This is a genomic window from Aeromonas hydrophila subsp. hydrophila ATCC 7966 (assembly GCF_000014805.1).
In the GTDB taxonomy this organism is placed as follows: Bacteria; Pseudomonadota; Gammaproteobacteria; order Enterobacterales; family Aeromonadaceae; genus Aeromonas; species Aeromonas hydrophila.
This window is the reverse complement of the sequence record NC_008570.1, coordinates 1917867-1939476: the sequence shown is the minus strand read 5'-3', so window position 1 is coordinate 1939476 and position 21610 is coordinate 1917867. Positions and strand designations below refer to the sequence as shown.

The following is a 21610-nucleotide window of genomic DNA, read 5'->3' as shown; positions in this document are numbered from 1 at the left end:
TTGCCTTCCTTGTCCATTACAGGAGCACTGCAATGACCTTCACCGCTTCGCAACTGCTGGCCCTGCTGCCCCTGTTGCTGACAACCGGGGCCATGGTGGCCCTGATGCTGGCCATCGCCTGGAAACGGTGTGATGACACCGCCTTCGTGGTCACCATCGCCGGTCTCAACCTGGCGCTCTTCTCCCTGCCCATCGTTATGGCGCAAGGAGATCAGGGGGTCACCCCGCTGCTGCAGATCGATGGCTACGCCGTCTTCTACATGGGGCTGGTGCTCATCGGCGCCCTGGCGACCTGTACCTTCGGCCGCTCCTGGCTCAAGGGCTATCCGGACAACCGGGAAGAGTTCTACCTGCTGCTGCTGATCGCCACCGCCGGTGGCCTGGTGCTGGCCGGCTCCCGTCACCTCGCCTCCCTGTTCATCGGGATCGAGATGCTGACCCTGCCGATGTTCGGTCTGGTAGGCTACGCCTATCGCGAGCGCCACTCGCTGGAGGCCAGCATCAAGTACATGGTGCTCTCCGCCGCCGCCACCGCCTTCCTGCTGTTCGGCATGGCGCTGCTCTATGCCCAGGCCGGCAGCCTGAGCTTCAGCGATCTGGGGCTGACCCTGGCCACCACCCCGGCTCACCACCCGCTGCTGATGGGCGGTCTGGGTCTGATGCTGGTTGGCTTTGCCTTCAAGCTCTCCCTGGCGCCGTTCCACCTCTGGACCCCGGACGTGTACGAAGGGGCGCCGGCACCGGTGGCCACCTTCCTCGCCACCGTCAGCAAGATCGCGGTGTTCTGTGTGCTGCTGCGCTTCTACCTGGCGGTGCCCGCCGCCGCGGATCCCATGATCCACTGGCTGCTGGCCGCCATGGCGGTGATCTCCATCGTCATCGGCAACCTGCTGGCTCTGCTGCAGACCAACATCAAGCGGATGATGGGTTACTCCTCCATCTCCCACTTCGGTTACCTGCTGGCGGTGATCGTGGCGAGCCGTCTCGGCCAGATGCCGGTGGAAGCGGCAGGCGTCTATCTGCTGATGTATCTGTTCACCAGCCTGGGGGCCTTCGGCGTCATCAGCATGATGTCCAGCCCCTATCGCGGCAAGGATGCGGACTCCCTGCACAGCTACCGCGGCCTGTTCTGGCGTCGTCCCTACCTGACCGCCGTGCTGACCGTGATGATGCTCTCGCTGGCCGGTATCCCCATGACGCTCGGCTTCATCGGCAAGTTCTACCTGATCGGGGTGACCGTCGATGCGAAGCTGTGGTGGCTCTCCGGCGCCATCGTGCTCGGCAGTGCGCTGGGTCTCTACTACTACCTGCGGGTCATGGTCACCCTCTACCTGCGCGAGCCCGGCATGCAGCTGCGCGACGCCAAGGGTGACTGGGCCATCACCTCCGGTGGTCTGGTGGTGCTGCTCTCCGCCGCGCTGGTGGTGGCACTGGGTCTCTATCCCCAGCCGGTCATCAGCCTGGTGCAGGGCTTCCAGAACGTGGTGCTGCACTGATTTCACGCCCCCTCAAAGACCGGCCCAAGTGGCCGGTTTTTTTATCTGCCCAAATCTGGATGCCTAACCAGCCATCTCAAATTTATCTGCCTTTATAACGGCTTATGGCTGCTTGCCGGACACGACCGGGTATCCACCGAGCCCCCCTTGCTGATATATTGATGATTGGCAGGAAAGGAGTTCCGAACGATGATGCAGCCCGCGTTTCATTCATTCGATACGCAGCCACTGGCCGAGGCACTGCGCCCCTATCGCGGCCAGCGGCTCGACGTCTTGCTGACCGAGCAGGATGCAGAGCACGTTGCCGACCTGCAGCAGCAATGTAGCCACCTCGAAATTCAACTCAGCGGCGCCCTCTTTCCCCGCCTCATCAGCCGTCACGGCTTTCATGAGCGCGGTGCCTGGCTGCTGCCGCGCCCGGCTTCCCACGCCCCGCTGCTCATCCCGCTCGATCCCGTCGCCAGCGCCGATGAGCAGGCCCGTCGGCTCTGCGACGCGCTCGCCCCCCAGCTTGCCCAGTGGCCGCCAGCCGAAGGCATACCGACCCTCTTTCTGACCTTCGATGCCATGATCCCCAACATCGCCTCCCTCCTCGAGGGGATCTATCTGCATCTCGCGGACAGGGTCCACTATGCCGGCGTCAATGCCGGCAGCGGCCAGTTTCGCCCCATGCCCTGCCTGTTCGACAACCACAGACTGCTGGAACAGGCGGTCTGCTGCACCCTGCTGCCCCATCGCAGCTACCCTCTGCTCGAGCACGGCTATCAGCTCACCGCCCAGCCCATGCTGGCCACCAGCAGCGAGGGCAACAAGATCTCCTTCATCGACTGGCAGCCCGCCTTCAGCCGCTACCAGGCCCTGGTCCAGCAACAGTTCCAGCAGCGCCTGACTCCGGAGCAGTTCTACCAGTACGGCGTCCACCTGCCGCTTGGGCTGCTGCGGGCCAACGGCGACGTCATCGTGCGCATCCCGGTCGCCGTCACCGACGAGGGGGCGCTGCTCTGCGTCGGGGAAGTGCCGGATCACAGCATCCTCACCCTGCTCAAGGCGCCGCACAGCCCGACCACCCACGCCATCGAGCTGGCCGAAAAGCTGAGTCGGCACGGGGCGCCGGAGCGCCTCGAGATCTACTACTGCGCCGGCCGCCAGCAGCACTTCGGCGAGCAGAGCACCCTGGAGCTGGAGACCCTCTTCAGCCACAGCGGCGCCCACCAGCTGGTCGGCGCCCTCTCCCTTGGCGAGATTGGCAACCTGCGGCCGGGGGACTATCCGCTGTTTCACAACGGCGCCATTCTCTGCAATGGGGAGGGATTGCGATGAACAACGACCACGCCATGGCCATCGTCTGCGATCTCGCCCTCTGCATCGGCCGCGAGGTCACGCTGGATGCCCTGCTGACCAAGGTGCTGCAGCGCTTTCTGTTTCACTGCGCCTGCCCGGTCGGGCTGGTGCTGCAGCAGTTGCCGCAGGGGGAGTACAAGATCATCAAGGCGATCGGCGACGAGCAGCTGCTTCGCCATCAGGGAGAGCCGCTCCCACTGCCCCACTGGGTCAGCGACGGCGAGCAGTGCATCCTGCGGGCAGCGCTGCCCTTGCCAGGCTCGCGCCCCTACCCGTTTGCCTATCGGCTTCGGATCGAGGGAGGCTATCTGATGCTGCTGCTCTCCCCCAATGCGGAGCAGCAGGGGGAACAGCTCTGCCACCTGTTCAGCCCCATCCTCGGCAACCTGGCCCGCGCCATCCAGCTGTGCCGGGACAGCGAGCAGCTGGCCCTGCGCCAGCAGGCGGAGCTGGTCGATATGCAGCGCTTCAACGAGTCCCTGCTCAAGGCTATCCCCATCCCGGTGTTCTACAAGGATGTCGAGGGGCGTTTCATCAGCTGCAACCCGACCTTCACCCAGATCACCGGCATCAGCAAGGCCGAGCTGCAGGGCAAACGGGTGGACGAGATCCTGCCCCCCGAGATGGCCGACGAATACACCCAGCGCGACCTGGAGGTGCTGCGCAGCAGGCAGCCGCAATATTTCGAGCACACCCTGTTTGATCGCAGCGGCCACCGCTATCAGGTGCTCAACTTCAAGGATCTCTTCTACGACCATCAAGGTGAGGTGGCCGGCATCATCGGCGCCCTGGTCGACATCACCCACATCAAAGAGAGCGAGCAGCAGCAACGGACCCTGCTGTTCCAGACCATAGCGGCGCTCTCCTCCGCCATCGCCCACAAGGATCCCGGCACCGCGGGCCACGAGCGACGTGTGCACGATCTCGCGCTGGCCATCGGCCAGCATCTGCAACTCTCTCAGGAGCGCCTCGATGGGCTGGGCCTCGCCGCCATGGTGCACAACATCGGCCTGTTGCAGATCCCGGCGGAGATCCTCACCCGCCCCCGCACACTGAGGGAGGTGGAGTTCGAGCTCATCAAGCAACACCCGCAGGCGGGCTGTGAAATTCTGCAACAGATAGACTTCCCCTGGCCCATCACCGCCATCGTTCAGCAGCACCATGAGAATCTGGACGGCAGCGGCTATCCACAGGGGCTGCAGGGGGATGCCATCTCGCTGGAGGCGCGCATCATCCGGGTGGCCGATTCGCTGGCCGCCATGACGGCCCACCGCCCGTTCCGGCGAGCCATGTCCCTCACCGATGCCTTTGCCGAACTGACCCGCTATGCCGGTGTCCACTACGACGAGCAGGTGGTCAGCGCCTGCTTCGCCGTGTGGCAGGCGGGCTATCGCTTTGCCCCCCTTTGACCGAGGCTGGATGACATGAGTTCAAGACCCGCACCGCCCTTTCCCCCGCTGCCCACGGCCGCCCTGCTTGGCCAGGTGATGGATCAGCTGCCCTATCGGGTGCTGCTCAAAGACACCCGCTCCGTCTTCATCGCCTGCAACCGGCTGCTGGCTGGCGATCTCGCCCTCACCCCGGCCGAGCTGGTCGGCAAGTGCGATGCCGACTTCTTCCCGGCCGAGCTGGCCAAGCGCTACCGGGATGACGATCTGAGGGTCATGGCCAGCGGCACCACCCAGCGCCACGAAGAGCCCTATTTGAAGGGGGGCGAGGCCCGCTGGCTCAGCACCACCAAGTTTCCCCTCTACGACGAGCTGGGCCAGGTGGTCGGGGTCGGCGTCTTCTTCGACGACATCACCGAGAAGAAACAGCAGCAGGAGCGGTTGCAACAATACACCTGGACCCTGGAGGCCATCGGCCGCGCCCACCACGCCATGCTCAAGCAGGATGATGAGCAGACCCTGTTGCAGGAGATCTGCGACGCCATCACCTTCGACGGCCGCTTTCCCCTCGTCACCGTGCTGCAGGAAAACAGTGACCAGCACACCCTGCAGGTGCTGGCGCAGGCGGGCAACGCGGTCTGGTTTGCCAGCGACGACTGGCTGACCCGGGATCCCGCCCTGCATCAGGCCATCGGCACCGGGGCGCCGTGCAACGAAGCCCTGGCCAGCGCGCTGGTGCACCACTCGGCCACCCTGCGCGCCCGTCTGCTGCTGCCGCTGCAGTGGCACGCCGGCGGGCATGGCGGCCTGCTCATTCACAGTGAACAGGCCCGCCCCTTCACCGACGAAGAGGTGCACCTCTTCAGCCAGCTGGCGGACTACCTTGCCTACGGCCTGCAGGCGCGCGCGACCCAGCAGGCCTATCTCACCGCCCAGCGCGACAAGGTGCTGCACGCCCGCCAGCTGGAGCTGGCGCTGGAAGATGCCCTCGGTGCCATTGCCGCCGTGCTGGAGCAGCGCGATCCCTACACCGCCGGCCACCAGAAGCATGTCGCCACCCTGGCGCTGGCCATTGGCCGCGAGCTGAAGCTGGACGAGAAGCGGCTGCGGGGGCTCTATCTGGGGGCCATGGTGCACGACATCGGCAAGATCCAGGTGCCGCTCAACATCCTCACCAAACCGGGTCGGCTGACTCCCCAAGAGTTCAACCTGGTCAAGGAGCACCCGGGCGCCGGCTATCAGGTGCTCAAGGACATCGCCCTGCCCTGGCCCGTCGCCCAGATGATCCACCAGCACCACGAGTTCATCGACGGCTCCGGCTACCCGGCGGGGCTCAAGGGCGAGCAGATCCTGCTGGAGGCCCGCATCCTCACGGTGGCCGACATCGTGGAGTCCATGTCCTCCGATCGTCCCTACCGCGCCGCCCTCGGCATTCCCCAGGCCCGTGCCCACATCATCGAGCTGCGCGGCAGCAAGCTGGATGCAGCGGTGGTCGATGCCTGCCTGCGCATCCTCGATCGCGGGGATTTCACCCCCCATGAGCTGGGCCACGGCCAGTTCTAGCGGGCAAGCCGCCATAAAAAAACCGGCCACAGGGGCCGGTTTTTTTGTTTGCGATGCGCGCTTAACCCAGACGAACCCGGGCGTTGCGGAACATCCGCATCCAGGCGCCGTCCTCGCCCCAGTTGTCCGGGTGCCAGGAGTTGGCCACGGTGCGGAACACCCGCTCCGGGTGCGGCATCATGATGGTGGCGCGCCCGTCCGTGGTAGTCACCGCGGTGATACCCGCCGGTGCGCCGTTCGGGTTGGCCGGGTACTGCTCGGTCACCTGGCCGCGGTTGTCGACGAAACGCAGCCCCACCAGCCCGCTCTGTTGCAGCGCGGCCAGGTGAGCGGCATCGCGCACCTCCACTCGCCCCTCCCCGTGGGAGACGGCAATCGGCATCACCGAGCCCGCCATGCCGGCGAAGAAGGCCGATGGGGAGTTCTGCACTTCCACCAGGCTGAAGCGGGCCTCGAAGCGCTCGGAGCGGTTGCGCACGAAGCGCGGCCACAGATCGGCACCCGGGATCAGCTCGCGCAGGTTGGACATCATCTGGCAACCGTTGCACACGCCCAGAGAGAGGGTGTCGCCGCGCTCGAAGAAGCGCTGGAACTGCTCGCGAGCACCGTCGTTGAACAGGATGGACTTGGCCCAGCCTTCCCCCGCCCCCAGCACGTCGCCGTAGGAGAAGCCGCCACAGGCTACCAGGCTCTGGAACGCATCCAGCTTGATGCGCCCCTCGAGGATGTCGCTCATGTGCACGTCCACCGCCGCAAAGCCGGCGCGGTCAAACGCCGCCGCCATCTCCACGTGGGAGTTGACCCCCTGCTCGCGCAGCACCGCCAGACGGGGGGAGACCCCGCGGGCAATGTAAGGTGCAGCCACATCCTCGGCCGGGTTGTAGCTGAGCTTGGCCTGCAGGCCCGGATCGGCTGCGTCCTGACGGGCGGCATGCTCCTGATCCGCGCACTCCGGGTTGTCGCGCAGGCGCTGCATCTGCCAGCTGGTCTCGCCCCAGATGGTACGCAAAGCCGTACGGCTGGCGCGGTAGACCTCCTGACCGGCCCGCTGCAGGGTGATGAGATCCCCCTCACGCACCGTGCCCAGCACATGGGAGCAAGCGGCCAGGCCGTGACCGGCCAGCAGGGTCATCACCGCTTCCTTGTCTTCACGACGCACCTGGATGACGGCGCCCAGCTCCTCGTTGAACAGGGCCGGCAGCAGCTCGCCGCCGATGCGATCCAGCTGCAGGTCGAGACCGCAGTGACCGGCGAAGGCCATCTCCACCAGGGTGACAAACAGGCCGCCGTCGGAGCGGTCGTGGTAGGCGACGAGTTTGCGATCGCTCACCAGCGCCTGGATGGCGTTGAAGAAGCCCTTGAGCTGGACCGGGTTGTCCAGATCCGGCGCCTTGTCACCCAGCTGGCGATAGACCTGGGCCAGGGCGGAGGCGCCGAGGCGCTGCTTGCCGTTGCCAAGGTCGATGAGGATAAGGTCGGTCTCACCGAGATCGGTACGCAGTTGCGGCGTGACGGTATTGCGCACGTCCTCGACCCTGGCAAAGGCCGAGATGAGCAGGGAGAGCGGCGAGGTGACGCTGTGCTCCTTGCCATCCTGCTGCCAGCGGGTCTTCATGGACATGGAGTCCTTGCCCACCGGGATGGTGATGCCAAGGGCCGGGCAGAGCTCCTCGCCCACCGCTTTGACCGCCTCGTAGAGGCCGGCATCTTCCCCCGGGTGACCGGCAGCGGCCATCCAGTTGGCGGAGAGCTTGACCCGCTTGAGCGAGCCGATGTGGGCCGGCGCCAGGTTGGTGAGCGCTTCCGCCACCGCCATGCGAGCGGAGGCGGCGTGGGAGAGCAGCGCCACCGGGGTGCGCTCGCCCATGGACATGGCTTCGCCGTGGTAGCTGTCGTAGGTGGCGGCGGTGACGGCGCAGTCAGCCACCGGGATCTGCCAGGGGCCGACCATCTGGTCGCGGTTGACCAGACCGGTCACGCTGCGATCGCCGATGGTGATGAGGAAGGACTTCTCCGCCACGGTGGGCAGACGCAGCACCCGTTCGGCAGCCTCACCCAACGTGATGCCATCGAGCGCCAGCGGCTTGCCCTGCGCCGGCAGGCTTGCAACCTCGCGGTGCATCTTGGGGGTCTTGCCCAGCAGCACGTCCAGCGGCAGGTCGATGGGGTGGTTGTCAAAGTGCTCATCCGAGAGAGTGAGATGCTTCTCTTCGGTGGCGCTGCCGATGACGGCATAGGGGGCGCGCTCGCGCTCGCACAGCGCCTTGAACAGCGGCAGCTTCTCCTTGGCCACCGCCAGCACGTAGCGCTCCTGGGATTCGTTGCACCAGATCTCGAGCGGGCTCATGCCAGGCTCGTCGTTCGGAATGGCGCGCAAATCGAAGCGACCGCCGCGATCGCCGTCGCTCACCAGCTCCGGCATGGCGTTGGAGAGGCCACCGGCGCCCACGTCGTGGATGAAGACGATGGGGTTGTCGTCCCCCAGCTGCCAGCAGCGGTCGATCACCTCCTGGCAACGGCGCTCCATCTCGGGGTTGTCGCGCTGCACCGAGGCAAAGTCGAGATCTTCGGCCGACTGGCCGGAGGCCATAGAGGAGGCGGCGCCGCCACCCAGACCGATGTTCATGGCCGGGCCGCCCAGCACGATGAGGGCAGCCCCCACCGGGATCTCCCCTTTCTGGACGTGCTCGCTGCGGATGTTGCCGATACCGCCCGCCAGCATGATGGGCTTGTGGTAGCCGCGCACCTCGACGCCGTTGTGGCTCGGCACCTGCTCTTCGAAGGTACGGAAGTAGCCGAGAATGGCCGGACGACCGAACTCGTTGTTGAAGGCGGCGCCGCCGAGCGGCCCCTCCTGCATGATGTCAAACGCGCTGACGATGCGGCTCGGCTTGCCGAAATCCTGCTCCCAGGGCTGCTCGAAGCCGGGAATGCGCAGGTTGGAGACGGAGAAGCCCACCAGACCCGCCTTGGGCTTGGCACCGCGACCGGTGGCACCCTCGTCGCGGATTTCGCCGCCGGAGCCGGTAGCGGCGCCCGGGAACGGGGAGATGGCGGTCGGGTGGTTGTGGGTCTCCACCTTCATCAGGATGTCGACGCGCTCCTGATGATAGTGATACTCGCCGCTGGCGGGGCTCGGGAAGAAGCGGCCACCCTGGCTCCCTTCCATCACCGCAGCGTTGTCTTTATAGGCAGACAGGACATGATCCGGCGTCTGCTCGAAGGTGTTCTTGATCATTTTGAACAGCGACTTGGGCTGCTGCTCACCGTCGATGGTCCAGTCGGCGTTGAAGATCTTGTGGCGGCAGTGCTCGGAGTTTGCCTGGGCAAACATATAGAGCTCGATATCGTTGGGGTTGCGGCCCAGACGCTGGAAGTTCTCCACCAGGTAGTCAATCTCGTCGTCGGCCAATGCCAGACCGAGCGCCACGTTGGCCTCGGCCAGCGCGGCGCGACCACCGCCCAGCACATCCACCTGGGTGAAGGGGCGCGGCTCGTGATGGGCAAACAGGGCGGCGGCCTCGTTCATCTCGCCAAACACCGTTTCCATCATGCGATCGTGCAGCACGGCGGCCACGTCGGCGCGCTGGGCGGCGCTCAGCTCACCCTTGGCCTGCACGTAATAGGCAATACCGCGTTCGAGCCGCTTGACCTGATTCAGGCCGCAGTTATGGGCGATGTCGGTTGCTTTGGAAGACCAGGGGGAGATAGTGCCGGGGCGGGGGGTAACGAGAAACAGCTGACCGCTGGGGGTGTGTTCGGGGATGGTCGGGCCGTAGCGCAGGAGCTGGCCCAAGGTCGCTCGCTCCGGTGGCGACAGCGGGCTCGAGAGCTCGGCAAAGTGCACGTATTCGGCATAGACATCCTCTATCTCTACTCCTCTCTCCTGTTTCATCTGCGCGAAGCGTTGCAGCAGTTTTTGGACACGAAACTCAGACAGTGCGGGGGCACCACGCAAGATATCCATATGACCTTTCTCACCAAGTGTTGAAGTGGGGGGGAATTGAGACGCGCGTATTATAGGGATCAGGCCCATGCCGGACAAACGTTTTTCTTGTTTTGCCCAGTGTGACTCGGTGCACACTCTCTGGTATAAAGGTGCCTCTTTTTTGACAAATGCCGATTTTTTCAACAAGGGTACTCACCTACTTGCGCTGCATTTTTCGACTGTTTATCGGGCTGACATTGCTGCTGACCCTGGTCGGTTGCGACTTCTACACCCCCTCCAGCCAGCTGGAGCAGATCCGCCAGCGTGGCGAGATCCGGGTTGGCACCATCTACGGCCCCACCTCTTATTACCAGCGTGATGACACCGCCCAGGGGTTCGATTACGAGCTGGCGCAGAGTTATGCCGACTGGCTGGGGGTCAAGCTGACCATAGTGCCGGTCTACTCCACCGCCGAACTGGTGGAACTGCTGAGAAAGGGCAAGCTGGATCTGGCTGCCGCCGCCATCGTGGTCACCCCGGAGCGGCGCCAGCTGTTTCGCTTCGGCCCCGGCTTCTACCAGGTCTCCCCCAAGCTGGTCTATCGCAACGGCTCTCCCAAGCCCAAGGACATTGGCGATCTCAAGGGCAACATAGTGGTGCCGGCTGGTTCCACCGGAGAAGATCTGCTCAAGGAGCTCGCCAAGCAGTACCCCAACCTGAAGTGGAGCACCAATCGGGATGCCGATGTGGAGGAGCTGCTCAAGCAGGTGGCCGACGGCAAGATTGACTACACGGTGGTGCAGGATACCGTGCTGGCCCGCACCCAACGCTACTACCCCGAGCTCACCGAAGGGATGACCCTGGCCAAGAACCAGACCGTGGCTTGGGCCATGACCAAGCTGCCGGATGACAGCCTCTACGCCAGCATCATCGACTTCTTCGGCCAGCGCTTCATGGACGGCGCCATCGCCAAGCTCGACGAGAAGTACTTCGGCCACGTGCAGAATTTCGACTTCGTCGACACCCGCACCTTCCTGCAGCGGGCCAAGAGCCTGCTGCCCAAGTATCAGGATCTGTTCAAGACCCACGCCAACGTGGTGGACTGGCGCCTGCTGGCCGCCATCAGCTATCAGGAATCCCACTGGGATCCGGAGGCGCGCTCCTACACCGGGGTGCGCGGCATGATGATGCTGACCGAACCCACCGCCAAGGCGATGGGGGTCAACAACCGGCTGCACCCGGAGGAGAGCATCAAGGGCGGCGCCCGTTATCTGGAGCAGATGATGGAGAAAGTGCCCGCCTCGGTGCCCGATGACGAGAAGGTGTGGTTTGCCCTCACCGCCTACAACATCGGTTACGGCCACATGATGGATGCCCGCCGCCTGACCAAGGAGCTTGGCAAGAATCCCGATGCCTGGAGCGATGTGAAAGAGGTGCTGCCGCTGCTGCAGCAGTCGCGCTGGCATCGCAAGGTACGCTACGGTTATGCCCGTGGCGGCGAGGCGCGCAACTACGTCAACAACGTGCGCCAGTACTACCAGAGCCTGCTCTGGCTCGACAACGAGCAGCAGAAAGCCCACCGCCGTGAAGAGCTGGACGATGACGACAGCAGCGAGCCGCCCAGTGCCGAGCGCCCCACCGTCATCGCCGAAGTGGTCAAGCAGATCACCCTGCGCTGATCCCTTGTTGACAGGTTTGTTTTTCGGGTGGTTTCTCTGTTACCATCCGACCATACCGGAGCCTATCCGAAATTGTTTTTATCGCGCTATTTCATCCACTTGCACTCGGGATGACAGCACTTTCAGATAGGCTCCCATCATCACCCAAGGCCGGGATGGCCACCCAATGGGAGGAGACCAAGATGCGAGCTCGCAGAAGAACGACACTGGTCAGAAAAGCAAAGTGCGGCTGGAGCCCCAGACGCAAACTCAAGCTCAATGACATCAAACGCAAGATATGGCGCCGAAACCGCTCCTTCACCTTGCTGATAGCAGAACACACAGCATAAACCCGGCAATCGCCGGGTTTTTTATCGCCTCAATTCCCCGCCAGCGGGCTCACCTCAAAGACCACTGCCCGCTTCGATACCAGGCTGTTGCAGTGATTGCAGAAGTAATCCACCGCGCCGCAGGCCTTGAGCCGCTCCAGCTCCTGCCGGCAGGTCGGGCAGAGGGCCCGGATCTGGAAACGGGCCTGGCACTGGCTGCAGGTGGTCTCGCGGCTGCGACTGTCCAGCTCGCCCTGACAGGCAGGGCAGTGAAGGTGGCTCATGGTTGGCTCCTTGCAAAGTGAATGTGCAGTGGGTCAGCCCACTGCACATTCCCCTCCCCTTGGCCCTAGAAAAAACGGCTGCCGGTGAGGGCAGCCGCTGGGCCTTATTTCTTGGCTTTGGCCTTGAGCAGGCGCTTGCGTTGACGCTCCTGGCTCAGAGTCAGGGTATTTTTCTTGCCCTCGAACGGGTTGGCCGACTCCTGGAACTCGACCCGGACCGGCGTCCCCATGATCTTCAGCGACTTGCGGAAGTAGTTGATGAGGTAGCGCTTGTAGGAATCCGGCAAATCGTTGAGCTGGTTGCCGTGGATCACGATGCGCGGCGGGTTGTAGCCACCGGCGTGGGCATATTTGAGCTTGACCCGGCGACCGTTCACCATCGGCGGCTGGTGGTCTTCCTGCGCCATCTGCATGATGCGGGTCAGCATGGCGGTGCTGGTACGGCGGGTAGCGGACTGGTAGGCCTCCTGAATGGATTCGAACAGGTGGCCAACCCCGCTGCCGTGCAGGGCGGAGATGAAGTGTACGCGGGCGAAGTCGATGAAGCCCAGACGACGATCGAGCTCGTTCTTGACGTCCTCTTTCACCTTCTGATCCAGACCATCCCACTTGTTCACCACCAGTACCACGGAGCGGCCGGTGTTGAGCACGAAACCGAGGATGCTCAAGTCCTGATCGGTGATGGTCTCCTGGGCGTCGATCACCAGCAGGCAGACGTTGGCATCTTCAATCGCCTTGAGGGTCTTGATGACGGAGAACTTCTCCACCGTCTCGTGCACCTTGCCGCGACGACGCACGCCGGCGGTGTCGATGATGACGTACTTCTGCTCGTCACGCTCCATCGGGATGTAGACGGAGTCGCGGGTGGTACCCGGCATATCATAGACGATGACCCGATCTTCACCCAGCATACGGTTGGTCAGGGTGGATTTGCCGACGTTGGGGCGACCGACGATGGCAAACTTGATGGGCAGATCGGCGAACGGCGTCTCCTTGGTGTCTTCCTTGGTGTCCAGTTCACCGGCAGCCACCATGCGCAGCAGGGCTTCTTCGTCGAAGTCCTCTTCTTCCTCATCCTGCGCGGTTTCTTGTGTGGCAGCGTCGACCAGGGTCTCCAGATGGGGGGCCAGCGCCAGCTCCAGCAGGCTCAGTACGCCACGACCGTGGGCGGCCGCCATCTGGTAGACCTCGCCCAGGGCCAGACCGTAGAATTCGGACACGGCGGAGTCACCGTCGATGCCGTCGGTCTTGTTGGCCACCAGAAACACCTTCTTGTGGGTCTTGCGCAGGTGCTCGGCGATGGCCTGATCCGCCGCGGTCAAACCGGCACGGGCATCCACCATGAACAGCACCACGTCGGCTTCTTCGATGGCCAGCAGGGACTGTTCGGCCATCTTCAGCTCGATCCCCTCTTCGGTGCCATCGATACCGCCGGTATCCACCACGATAAATTCCAGCTCGCCCAACTTCGCCTGGCCGTACTTGCGGTCCCGGGTCAGACCGGGGAAGTCAGCCACCAGGGCATCCCGGGTACGGGTCAGGCGGTTAAACAGGGTGGATTTCCCCACGTTGGGGCGGCCCACCAGGGCTACTACAGGAGTCATAAAAGCCTCATTCTCAAGACGACAAAGGCTCCGGGTCCGAAGACCAGGAGCCGGATATTCAGATTGACGGGCGATCAGGGACGCTTGATAGCGTACAACTTGCCGCCACGGCTCTGCACATACAGGGTGTCACCGTCCACCAGGGGGGCGGCGTACAGACCACTGCTGTCGAGCTGCTGCATGGCCTTGATGGTACCGTCGGTACGATCCAGCCAATACAGGTAACCTTCCACATCGCCGACCACCACATAGTCACCCAGGATGACGGGGGCGGTCACGGTGCGGTTTTCCAGCTGGGTATTGGACCACAGCTCGAGACCATTGCGACGGTCAACCGCAAACAGGTGGCTGCGGCTGTCGGTCAGCACGATGGCATTGCCGGTCACCGCCATGTCGCGGTAGCCGGAATACTTGCGCTTCCATACCTCGTCACCGGTCATCAGCTTGCGCGCCATCAGCTGGCCATTATAGGCGATGGCATAGAGCTCATCGCCGGCGATCAGCGGGGTGGCGTCCACGTCGACCATCCGATCCAGCTCGGTGGCGCCGCGCGGGTCGGCGACCTTGGACTGGCGCACCGGCTGACCGTTGCTGAGCAGGGCGATGCCCACCTTGCCATCGGCGCGGCCGTACAGCACGGCGCCGTTGGTGATGATGGGGGCGCCGGCACTGCGCAGGGTCAACGGCGGCTGTTCTTCCGCCAGCGTCCACTGCAGCTTGCCTTCATCGGTATCGAGCGCCACCAGGCGACCCGAGGTGGTCAGCACCACCACCCGGCCATCTTCGACGGCAGGGCTTGCCACCACTTCACCCGGCACCGAAGTCTGCCACAGTACTTCGCCGTTCTCCTGGTTCAGGGCGTACACCACCCCGTTCTCGGAACCCAGGAACAGCTTGCCGTAACGGGATACCAGGCCACCGGAGAGGCGGGCGCTGCGCTTGTCGGCGTTGATCGGCAGATCAGCCAGATCCACGCTCCACAGCTCTTTGCCGCTTTCGCGGTCAAAGGCGGTCACATCGCCATCGCGAGCGGCGGCATAGATGCGCTCCTCTTCCACCACCGGCTTGAGCTGGGAGTAGAAGTCGCCGATGCCGTCACCCACCGAGGAGGACCAGCTGGTATCGGCCGTGAAGGCGGACTCGACCTTGGGCAGCGGCGCCATCGGGTTGAGATCCTCTTCCGAACTGAACAGGGAGCACCCCTGCAGGGCGAAGGAGACCGCAGCCCCCAACACCACCATCTTGAACAGATTACGCATCCGGAGCCTCACCCGTGGTCACCGCTGGCAACGCCAGATCGTCCATTTTCAGCTTGAGCTCGGCGCTGCCCTGCAGGCCGCCGGCATCGGCCGCCGCCTGATAGGCATCGCGCGCCTCTTCGGCCTTGCCCTGCTTGAGCAGCACGTCGCCGCGCACTTCCGCGACCTGGGCCTTGAAGGCATCGTTGTTGATCTTGCCAAGCTGGGCCAGCGCCTCGTCAGCCTTGCCCTGATCGTTCAGAACCCGGGCCAGACGCAGGGCGGCGATGGGACGAATGCTCTCGTCACCGCTGGTGGCCACCTGGGTCAGCTGCTCGACGGCCAGATCCAGCTTGCCGGCCTTGACGGCGGCGGCGGCCAGCTGCAGGGCAGCCAGTTCGGCATAGGAGTCACCCTTGTGGGCGCTGATGAAGCTTTGCGCCTGCTCGAAGCCGGCGGCATCGCCCTTGGCCAGCTGGGCAGCCATCTCGTTGTAAGCCTGGGAGGCGGTCTCCTGGCTGGTCTGCTGATGCTCGTTGTAGTAGCGCCAGCCAAAGAGTCCAACCAGACCGATAACAGTTCCTGCGATCACCGAGGTTCCGTTCTCTTTCCACCAGCTCTTGATGACCTCAACCTGTTGTTCTTCGGTGGTATAAACTTCCACAGCTTACTCTCCTTTGGCTGCCAGCAGGGCAATGGCGGCGTCGACCGTGACGGTCTGTTGCTCGGCCTGGCCACGCAGATATTTGATGGTGATCTCCCCGTTTTGCACCTCGGTCTCGCCAAGGATCAGGGCAATGGCCGCGCCGCTCTTGTCGGCACGCTTGAGTTGTTTCTTGAAGTTGCCGCCGCCGCAGTGGCTCATCAGGCGCAAGTCAGGCAGGGCATCGCGCAGCCGCTCGGCCAGCTGGAAACCGGCCTGTTCAGTGCCCTCGCCCACCATGGCCAGGTAGACATCCACCGCCGGGCGGATATCGCCGTTGAGTTCGAGGGTCTCGAGCATCAGCACCAGTCGCTCCATGCCCATGGCGAAACCCACAGCCGGCGTCGGTTGACCACCGAGCTGCTCCACCAGACCGTCGTAGCGACCACCGGCACAGACGGTGCCCTGAGCCCCCAGACTGTTGGTGACCCACTCGAACACGGTGAGGTTGTAGTAGTCGAGGCCGCGTACCAGCCGCTCGTTCACTTCGTACTGGATGCCGGCGGATTCGAGCAGGCGCTTGAGCCCCTCGAAGTGGGCAAGGCTCTCTTCGCCCAGGTGATCGAACAGACGCGGGGCGCCCACCAGAATGGCTTGAACCTTCTCGTCCTTGGAGTCGAGCACCCGCAGCGGGTTGCTGTACATGCGGCGCTGGCTCTCTTCGTCCAGCTGATCCTTGTACTGCTCCAGGTAGGCCACCAGCGCATCGCGGTAGGCGGCGCGCTCGCTGCTCTGACCGAGGGTATTGAGCTGCAGGGTCACGTGTTCGCTGATGCCGAACAGACGCCACAGGCGGTGAGTCAGCATGATAAGCTCGGCATCGATGTCCGGCCCGTTGATGCCGAACAGCTCGACCCCGAACTGGTGGAACTGGCGATAGCGGCCCTTCTGGGGACGCTCGTGACGGAACATGGGGCCCATGTACCACATCCGGCGTTCCTGGTTGTAAAGCAGACCGTGCTCGATGCCGGCACGCACGCAGCTGGCGGTGCCTTCCGGACGCAGGCTCAGGCTGTCGCCGTTGCGGTCTTCAAAGGTGTACATCTCTTTTTCGACCACGTCGGTCACTTCACCGATGGCGCGCTTGAACAGATGGGTCTGCTCGACAATCGGCATGCGCACTTCGCTGTAGCCATAGCTGGCCACGACCTGGCGCAGGATCTGTTCTACTTTCTGCCATACCGGGCTCTGCTCCGGCAGGCAATCATTCATACCGCGAATAGCTTGGATCTGTTTTGCCACGTTGATACTCGAGAAAAAGAGGTAAAATTTGGCCGCATTATAGGGATTTTCGACCCCGAGGTAAAATCAGGGTATTCCAATGCGGGATGTAAAATCAGCAACCTAAAGACAGGGCCACCCTGAGTGGCCCTTGGTTGCTCAACCCTCGTCCACCTGGATCTGGTTGGCCGGATCCAGCATGGCGGCCCGGGCGCGAATGCGGCGCTCCAGGATCGGGATGAGATCCTTGTTGTCGAGCCGGTCCACCCGCTGACCACCCTCATAGAAAGCGCTCTTGTTGGCCGCCCCTGCCAGGCCCAGATCCGAGACCAGCGCCTCACCCGGGCCGTTCACCACACAGCCGATGATGGAGACATCCATCGGGGTGATGATGTCTTCCAGCCGCTCTTCCAGAGCGTTGACCGTACCGATGACGTCGAACTCCTGGCGGGAGCAGGAGGGACAGGCGATGAAGTTGATGCCGCGGGAGCGGATGCGCAGGGATTTCAGGATGTCGAAACCCACCTTGATCTCTTCCACCGGATCGGCCGCCAGCGAGATGCGCAGGGTGTCGCCGATGCCTTCGCTCAGCAGCATGCCAAGACCGATGGCGGACTTCACCGCGCCGGCGCGAAAACCGCCCGCTTCGGTGATGCCAAGGTGCAGCGGCTGTTCAATCTGCTTGGCCAGCAGGCGATAGGCGCCGACCGCCAGGAAGACGTCGGACGCCTTGACGCTCACCTTGAAGTTGTCGAAGTTCAGACGATCCAGATAGTCCACGTGGCGCATGGCTGACTCGAGCAGCGCCTCCGGGGTCGGTTCACCGTACTTCTCCTGAATGTCTTTCTCCAGCGAGCCGCCATTGACGCCGATGCGGATCGGGATGTTGTAGTGACGGGCGCAGTCGACCACGGCGCGGACCCGCTCCTCGTTGCCGATGTTGCCAGGGTTGATGCGCAGGCAATCGGCACCGTATTCGGCCACTTTCAGGGCGATGCGGTAGTCGAAATGGATATCGGCGACGATGGGAATGCGGGTCTGCTGCTTGATGAGCTTGAAGGCTTCCGCCGCTTCCATGGTGGGCACCGAGACCCGAACTATGTCGGCGCCAACCCGCTCGATCCGCTGGATCTGCTCGACGGTGGCGGCCACGTCCGTGGTCTTGGTGTTGGTCATGGTCTGCACCGTGATGGGGGCATCGCCCCCAACCGGTACATTACCGACCATGATCTGCCTGGATTTACGACGAATGATGGGAGATTCGTGAGCGGACATGGCGGACAGATTACTCCTGCGGCAGTGAGAGGCGAGCAGTCCGGCCGTTGTTGTAACGGCTCATGTCGATGGACTTGCCCTGATATTCGATATTGACGGCCATGGGCGCACCAATGATGAATTTGAGCGGCTCGGGTCCTTCCAGTACCAGTTCGTCATTGGCCTTCTTGAGGCCGCTGAACAGGGTCTTGCCCTTGGCATCCTTGACATCCAGCCAGCAGTCGGCGGTGAAGCTCATCTTCAGCTGAGGCACCTTGGCCGGCTCGCTCGCGGCGGTATCGGCAGCCGGTTGCGTGGCAGTGGCGGCAGAGGTCGCAACCGCCGTGGTCGCCACGGCGCTGCTGGCATCGACCGGCAGCGTGGTCGCAGCGGCGCTCACTACGGGATCAGCCGAGGTCGCGGCCGCAGCGGAAGTTGCCGGAGCAACCACAGGGTCAGCCACGTCCACCGCCGGCGGCACTGTGGCGCTCGGGGTGTTGCTGGTTGCGCCCATTTCAGTCGCGGCCAGGGCCTCGTCACCGGCGGAGCGACGCGCCGTGCTCTGCCACCACCAGGCGACGGAGAGTGCGATCAGCACCAGGATCACCAGCCAGGTGACGACCTTGAGGCGGCTGTCGTTGGCCTGCTGACGGGAGCGACGGGAGAAGCTCTGCATGTCGATGTTGTCGGGGGGAGTCAGCCCCAGCTTGTCATAAGCCGCGAGGATGGTCTCTTCCGGGATACCGACCAGCTTGGCATAAGTACGCAGATAACCGCGAATGAAGGTATGGGACGTATGCTTGTCATACGTATCCGATTCGATCGCGGCAATCAGGGTCAGACGAAGGTGAATGCGAGACGCAACCTGTTCTCGTGTCCAGCCGAGCTGTTCACGGGCGTTGCGCAGCAGCTGGCCTGGGCCAACTGCCTGGGAGTCGTCTTGAAAATCGTGTGGCTGTTCAGTAGTCATTGGCTAAGTAACGCTTGGCTTGTTGCGAAGTGGGATATTGCCTTACCAGCTCAGTCCCGAATTGGTGAAGTAGTGCCGGTTTGTCCATGGCCTGCGCCAGCCGCAATCTCAACCAGAGACTGTTCTCGTTCTCGTCTGACACATCGGCAAAACGGGCGAGATAGGCCTGCACATCAGGCAGCTTGCCATCTTTCATGGAAAGCTCCGCCATGTCCAGCAATAACCTTGGATTGCGGGGATTATACCCCAAGGCCAAGCGATAATACTCGCTTGCTTTATCATTTCTGCGATTTTGCGCGGCGCAAAGTGCCGCGTTTTCATAGGTATCGGCAATCTTGATGTAGTTGGGCTGGCTGACGGCCTGCAGGAAGGCCTTTTCCGCCTCGTCGAAGCGACCACGATTGCAAAGGAAGGCGCCATAGTTGTTCATCGCGTCAGCATTGGACGGATCCATGGCAAGGGCTTTCTTGTAGCTCTCTTCGGCCGCCTTGAAATCTTCCACCTGCTGGTAGAAGTAGGCAAAACCGACGTAAACCTGAGGGTTGGCAGGGTCATACTGCAGCGCGCGGTCAAGGTTGAACTTGGCCTGCTCGGCGTTCCCCTGTTGCAGATATTGAATACCCAAATCCAGACGGGTCTGGGCTGCCGCCTTGAGATCGGGACCCACTTCACGCTGGGTGGAATTCTGGCCAGCGTAAGTGGTCTCGGTAACACAGCCTGGCAGCGCGCAGAGCGCTGCCACTACGATCAATGTACGTGTATCCATTCCCTGACTATACAATGGCTTAGCAAGTTAAACCATTTTGACGGAAATCCCATCCTGTTGCATCCGATTTTTCATGGTGCGCTTGGTGCGATCGATCACCTCCCCCACCAGCTGGCCACAGGCCGCATCGATGTCGTCGCCACGGGTCTTGCGGACGATGACAGTGAAGCCGTACTCCATCAATACCTTGGAAAAACGGTCGATACGGCTGTTGCTCGGCTTGCCATAGGGGTTGCCCGGGAAGGGGTTGAACGGGATCAGGTTGATCTTGCTAGGGGTATCCTTGAGCACCTTGGCCAGCTCGTGGGCGTGCTGCATGTCGTCATTGATATGATCGAGCAGCACATATTCCACGGTCACCCGGCCGCCGTTGGCGTTGGACTTGCCAAGGTAGCGACGGACACCGGCGAGGAACTCCTCGATGTTGTACTTGTCGTTGATCGGCATGATCTCGGAGCGCAGCTTGTCGTTGGGCGCGTGCAGGGAGATGGCCAGGGCCACGTCAATCTGGTCGCCCAGCATGTCCAGCGCCGGCACCACGCCGGAGGTGGAGATGGTCACCCGACGCTTGGAGATGCCGTAGCCAAAGTCGTCCATCATCAGGCGCATGGCCGGTACCACGTTGGCGAGGTTGAGCAGCGGCTCGCCCATCCCCATCATCACCACGTTGGTGATGGGACGCTTGCCGCCGACGATCTTGGCGGCGCGCCATACCTGGCCGATGATCTCGGAGACTTTCAGGTTGCGGTTGAAGCCTTGCTGGGCGGTAGAGCAGAACTTGCACTCCAGGGCGCAGCCTACCTGGGAGGAGACGCACAGGGTCGCCCGATCCTCTTCCGGAATGTAGACGGTCTCCACCTCCTGACCGCCGACCTGCAGCGCCCACTTGATGGTGCCGTCGGAGGAGCGCTGTTCACGGCTCACTTCCGGCGCCCGGATCTCGGCGATCGCCTTGAGGCGCTCGCGCAGCACCTTGTTGACGTTGTTCATCTGATCGAAATCATCACAACCAAAGTGATAGATCCACTTCATCACCTGATCTGCCCGAAACGGCTTCTCGCCCAGTTCGACGAAGAAGGCACGCATGGCATCCCGATCAAGATCCAGCAGGTTGGTTTTTGTTTCGCTCATCAAGGGCCTCAGCTCACACACTTCATAAATTATCGGCTGACCTACGTCAGGGGGCGGCATTGTACAAATTATGGGTCCGGCTTTCCACCTGGAGAATAAGTGGATATTGACCGAATGACCAAAAAACAAAAGGGAGCCGAGGCTCCCTTGGGGTTCTTTCGACAGAAATCAGCCGCGCGGGCAGATCTCGGCGTCGGAGAAGAAGTAGGCGATTTCACGGGCAGCGGAGGCCGGTGCATCGGAGCCGTGCACGGCGTTGCGGTCGATGCTCTCGGCGAAGCAGGCGCGCAGGGTGCCGGCCAGGGCCTCTTTCGGGTTGGTGGCGCCCATGATTTCACGGTGGCGACGGATCGCCTCTTCGCCTTCCAGCACCTGGATCATGACAGGGCCGGAGGTCATGAAGCTGACCAGGCCGTCATAGAAAGGCTTGCCCTGGTGCTCGGCATAGAAACCGGCGGCTTGCTCGCTGCTCATGTGCAGCATCTTGGCGGCGATGACTTTCAGGCCAGCGCTCTCGAAACGGTTGTAGATGGCACCGATCAGGTTCTTGCTGACGGCATCCGGCTTGATGATGGAGAAGGTACGTTCGATGGCCATTGAGATCTTTCCTTAACTACAGAGATTTATTGTTAGAATCCATGTTCGGCGGCGATTATACGTAAACAAAAAGCGAAATAACACACAGAAAAGCAACTTTTTATTAAACAAATTCTTCCCTAAAACAACATCACCACTC

General features: G+C 62.8%; 16 protein-coding genes. 5 read left to right on the top strand and 11 right to left on the bottom strand.

Features of this window, described 5'->3' with window-relative positions:
• The first annotated feature begins 32 nt into the window (after window positions 1–32).
• The 4 genes from nuoN (at window position 33) to AHA_RS08900 (ending at window position 5788) form a co-directional block, all read left to right on the top strand.
• Window positions 33–1496, top strand: coding sequence for an NADH-quinone oxidoreductase subunit NuoN (nuoN, locus tag AHA_RS08915; protein WP_011705656.1), 1464 nt, complete (start codon window positions 33–35; stop codon window positions 1494–1496).
• Between the two features lie 189 nt (window positions 1497–1685).
• Complete coding sequence (locus AHA_RS08910; protein ID WP_011705655.1) at window positions 1686–2816, top strand: FIST signal transduction protein; 1131 nt, start codon at window positions 1686–1688, stop codon at window positions 2814–2816.
• A complete protein-coding gene (locus tag AHA_RS08905) occupies window positions 2813–4246 on the top strand; it encodes an HD domain-containing phosphohydrolase (protein ID WP_011705654.1) in 1434 nt (477 codons plus the stop codon). The genes AHA_RS08910 and AHA_RS08905 overlap by 4 nt, the downstream gene beginning before the upstream one ends.
• Before the next feature lie 15 nt (window positions 4247–4261).
• Complete coding sequence (locus AHA_RS08900; RefSeq protein WP_011705653.1) at window positions 4262–5788, top strand: HD domain-containing phosphohydrolase; 1527 nt, start codon at window positions 4262–4264, stop codon at window positions 5786–5788.
• Window positions 5789–5849: 61 nt separating this feature from the next.
• On the opposite strand, the gene purL is transcribed toward AHA_RS08900, so the two are convergent.
• Window positions 5850–9755: a phosphoribosylformylglycinamidine synthase gene (gene purL / locus AHA_RS08895; protein WP_164927600.1), complete on the bottom strand. Its 3906-nt coding sequence runs from the start codon at window positions 9753–9755 to the stop codon at window positions 5850–5852.
• A gap of 149 nt (window positions 9756–9904) precedes the next feature.
• Here purL and mltF point away from each other — a divergent pair, with 149 nt between their 5' ends.
• The gene (mltF, locus tag AHA_RS08890; protein WP_011705651.1) at window positions 9905–11395 is read left to right on the top strand and encodes a membrane-bound lytic murein transglycosylase MltF; all 1491 of its coding nucleotides are present in this window, start codon (window positions 9905–9907) and stop codon (window positions 11393–11395) included.
• Between the two features lie 358 nt (window positions 11396–11753).
• Here the strand turns inward: mltF and AHA_RS08885 are convergent, their stop codons facing one another.
• The 10 genes from AHA_RS08885 to ndk form a co-directional block, all read right to left on the bottom strand.
• Entirely contained in the window at window positions 11754–11987 is a 234-nt protein-coding gene (locus tag AHA_RS08885) for a zinc ribbon domain-containing protein (protein WP_011705650.1), read from the bottom strand.
• A 104-nt stretch (window positions 11988–12091) separates the two neighbouring features.
• A complete protein-coding gene (gene der, locus AHA_RS08880; protein WP_011705649.1) occupies window positions 12092–13591 on the bottom strand; it encodes a ribosome biogenesis GTPase Der in 1500 nt (499 codons plus the stop codon).
• Between the two features lie 74 nt (window positions 13592–13665).
• Entirely contained in the window at window positions 13666–14850 is a 1185-nt protein-coding gene (bamB, locus tag AHA_RS08875; RefSeq protein ID WP_024944077.1) for an outer membrane protein assembly factor BamB, read from the bottom strand.
• The gene (locus AHA_RS08870) at window positions 14843–15493 is read right to left on the bottom strand and encodes a YfgM family protein (protein WP_011705647.1); all 651 of its coding nucleotides are present in this window, start codon (window positions 15491–15493) and stop codon (window positions 14843–14845) included. The genes bamB and AHA_RS08870 overlap by 8 nt, the downstream gene beginning before the upstream one ends.
• Before the next feature lie 3 nt (window positions 15494–15496).
• Entirely contained in the window at window positions 15497–16774 is a 1278-nt protein-coding gene (hisS, locus tag AHA_RS08865) for a histidine--tRNA ligase (RefSeq protein ID WP_011705646.1), read from the bottom strand.
• 138 nt (window positions 16775–16912) lie between these two features.
• Window positions 16913–18028: a flavodoxin-dependent (E)-4-hydroxy-3-methylbut-2-enyl-diphosphate synthase gene (ispG, locus tag AHA_RS08860; protein WP_011705645.1), complete on the bottom strand. Its 1116-nt coding sequence runs from the start codon at window positions 18026–18028 to the stop codon at window positions 16913–16915.
• A gap of 10 nt (window positions 18029–18038) precedes the next feature.
• Window positions 18039–18977, bottom strand: coding sequence for a RodZ domain-containing protein (locus AHA_RS08855; protein WP_011705644.1), 939 nt, complete (start codon window positions 18975–18977; stop codon window positions 18039–18041).
• On the bottom strand, window positions 18967–19758 hold the full coding sequence (gene tapF, locus AHA_RS08850; protein WP_011705643.1) for a PilW family type IVa pilus biogenesis/stability lipoprotein TapF: 792 nt from the start codon (window positions 19756–19758) through the stop codon (window positions 18967–18969). Before tapF ends, AHA_RS08855 begins: the two co-directional genes overlap by 11 nt.
• A gap of 12 nt (window positions 19759–19770) precedes the next feature.
• Window positions 19771–20874, bottom strand: a complete 1104-nt coding sequence (locus AHA_RS08845) for a bifunctional tRNA (adenosine(37)-C2)-methyltransferase TrmG/ribosomal RNA large subunit methyltransferase RlmN (RefSeq protein WP_011705642.1) — start codon at window positions 20872–20874, stop codon at window positions 19771–19773.
• Window positions 20875–21042: 168 nt separating this feature from the next.
• The gene (gene ndk, locus AHA_RS08840; RefSeq protein ID WP_011705641.1) at window positions 21043–21471 is read right to left on the bottom strand and encodes a nucleoside-diphosphate kinase; all 429 of its coding nucleotides are present in this window, start codon (window positions 21469–21471) and stop codon (window positions 21043–21045) included.
• Window positions 21472–21610 lie beyond the last annotated feature (139 nt).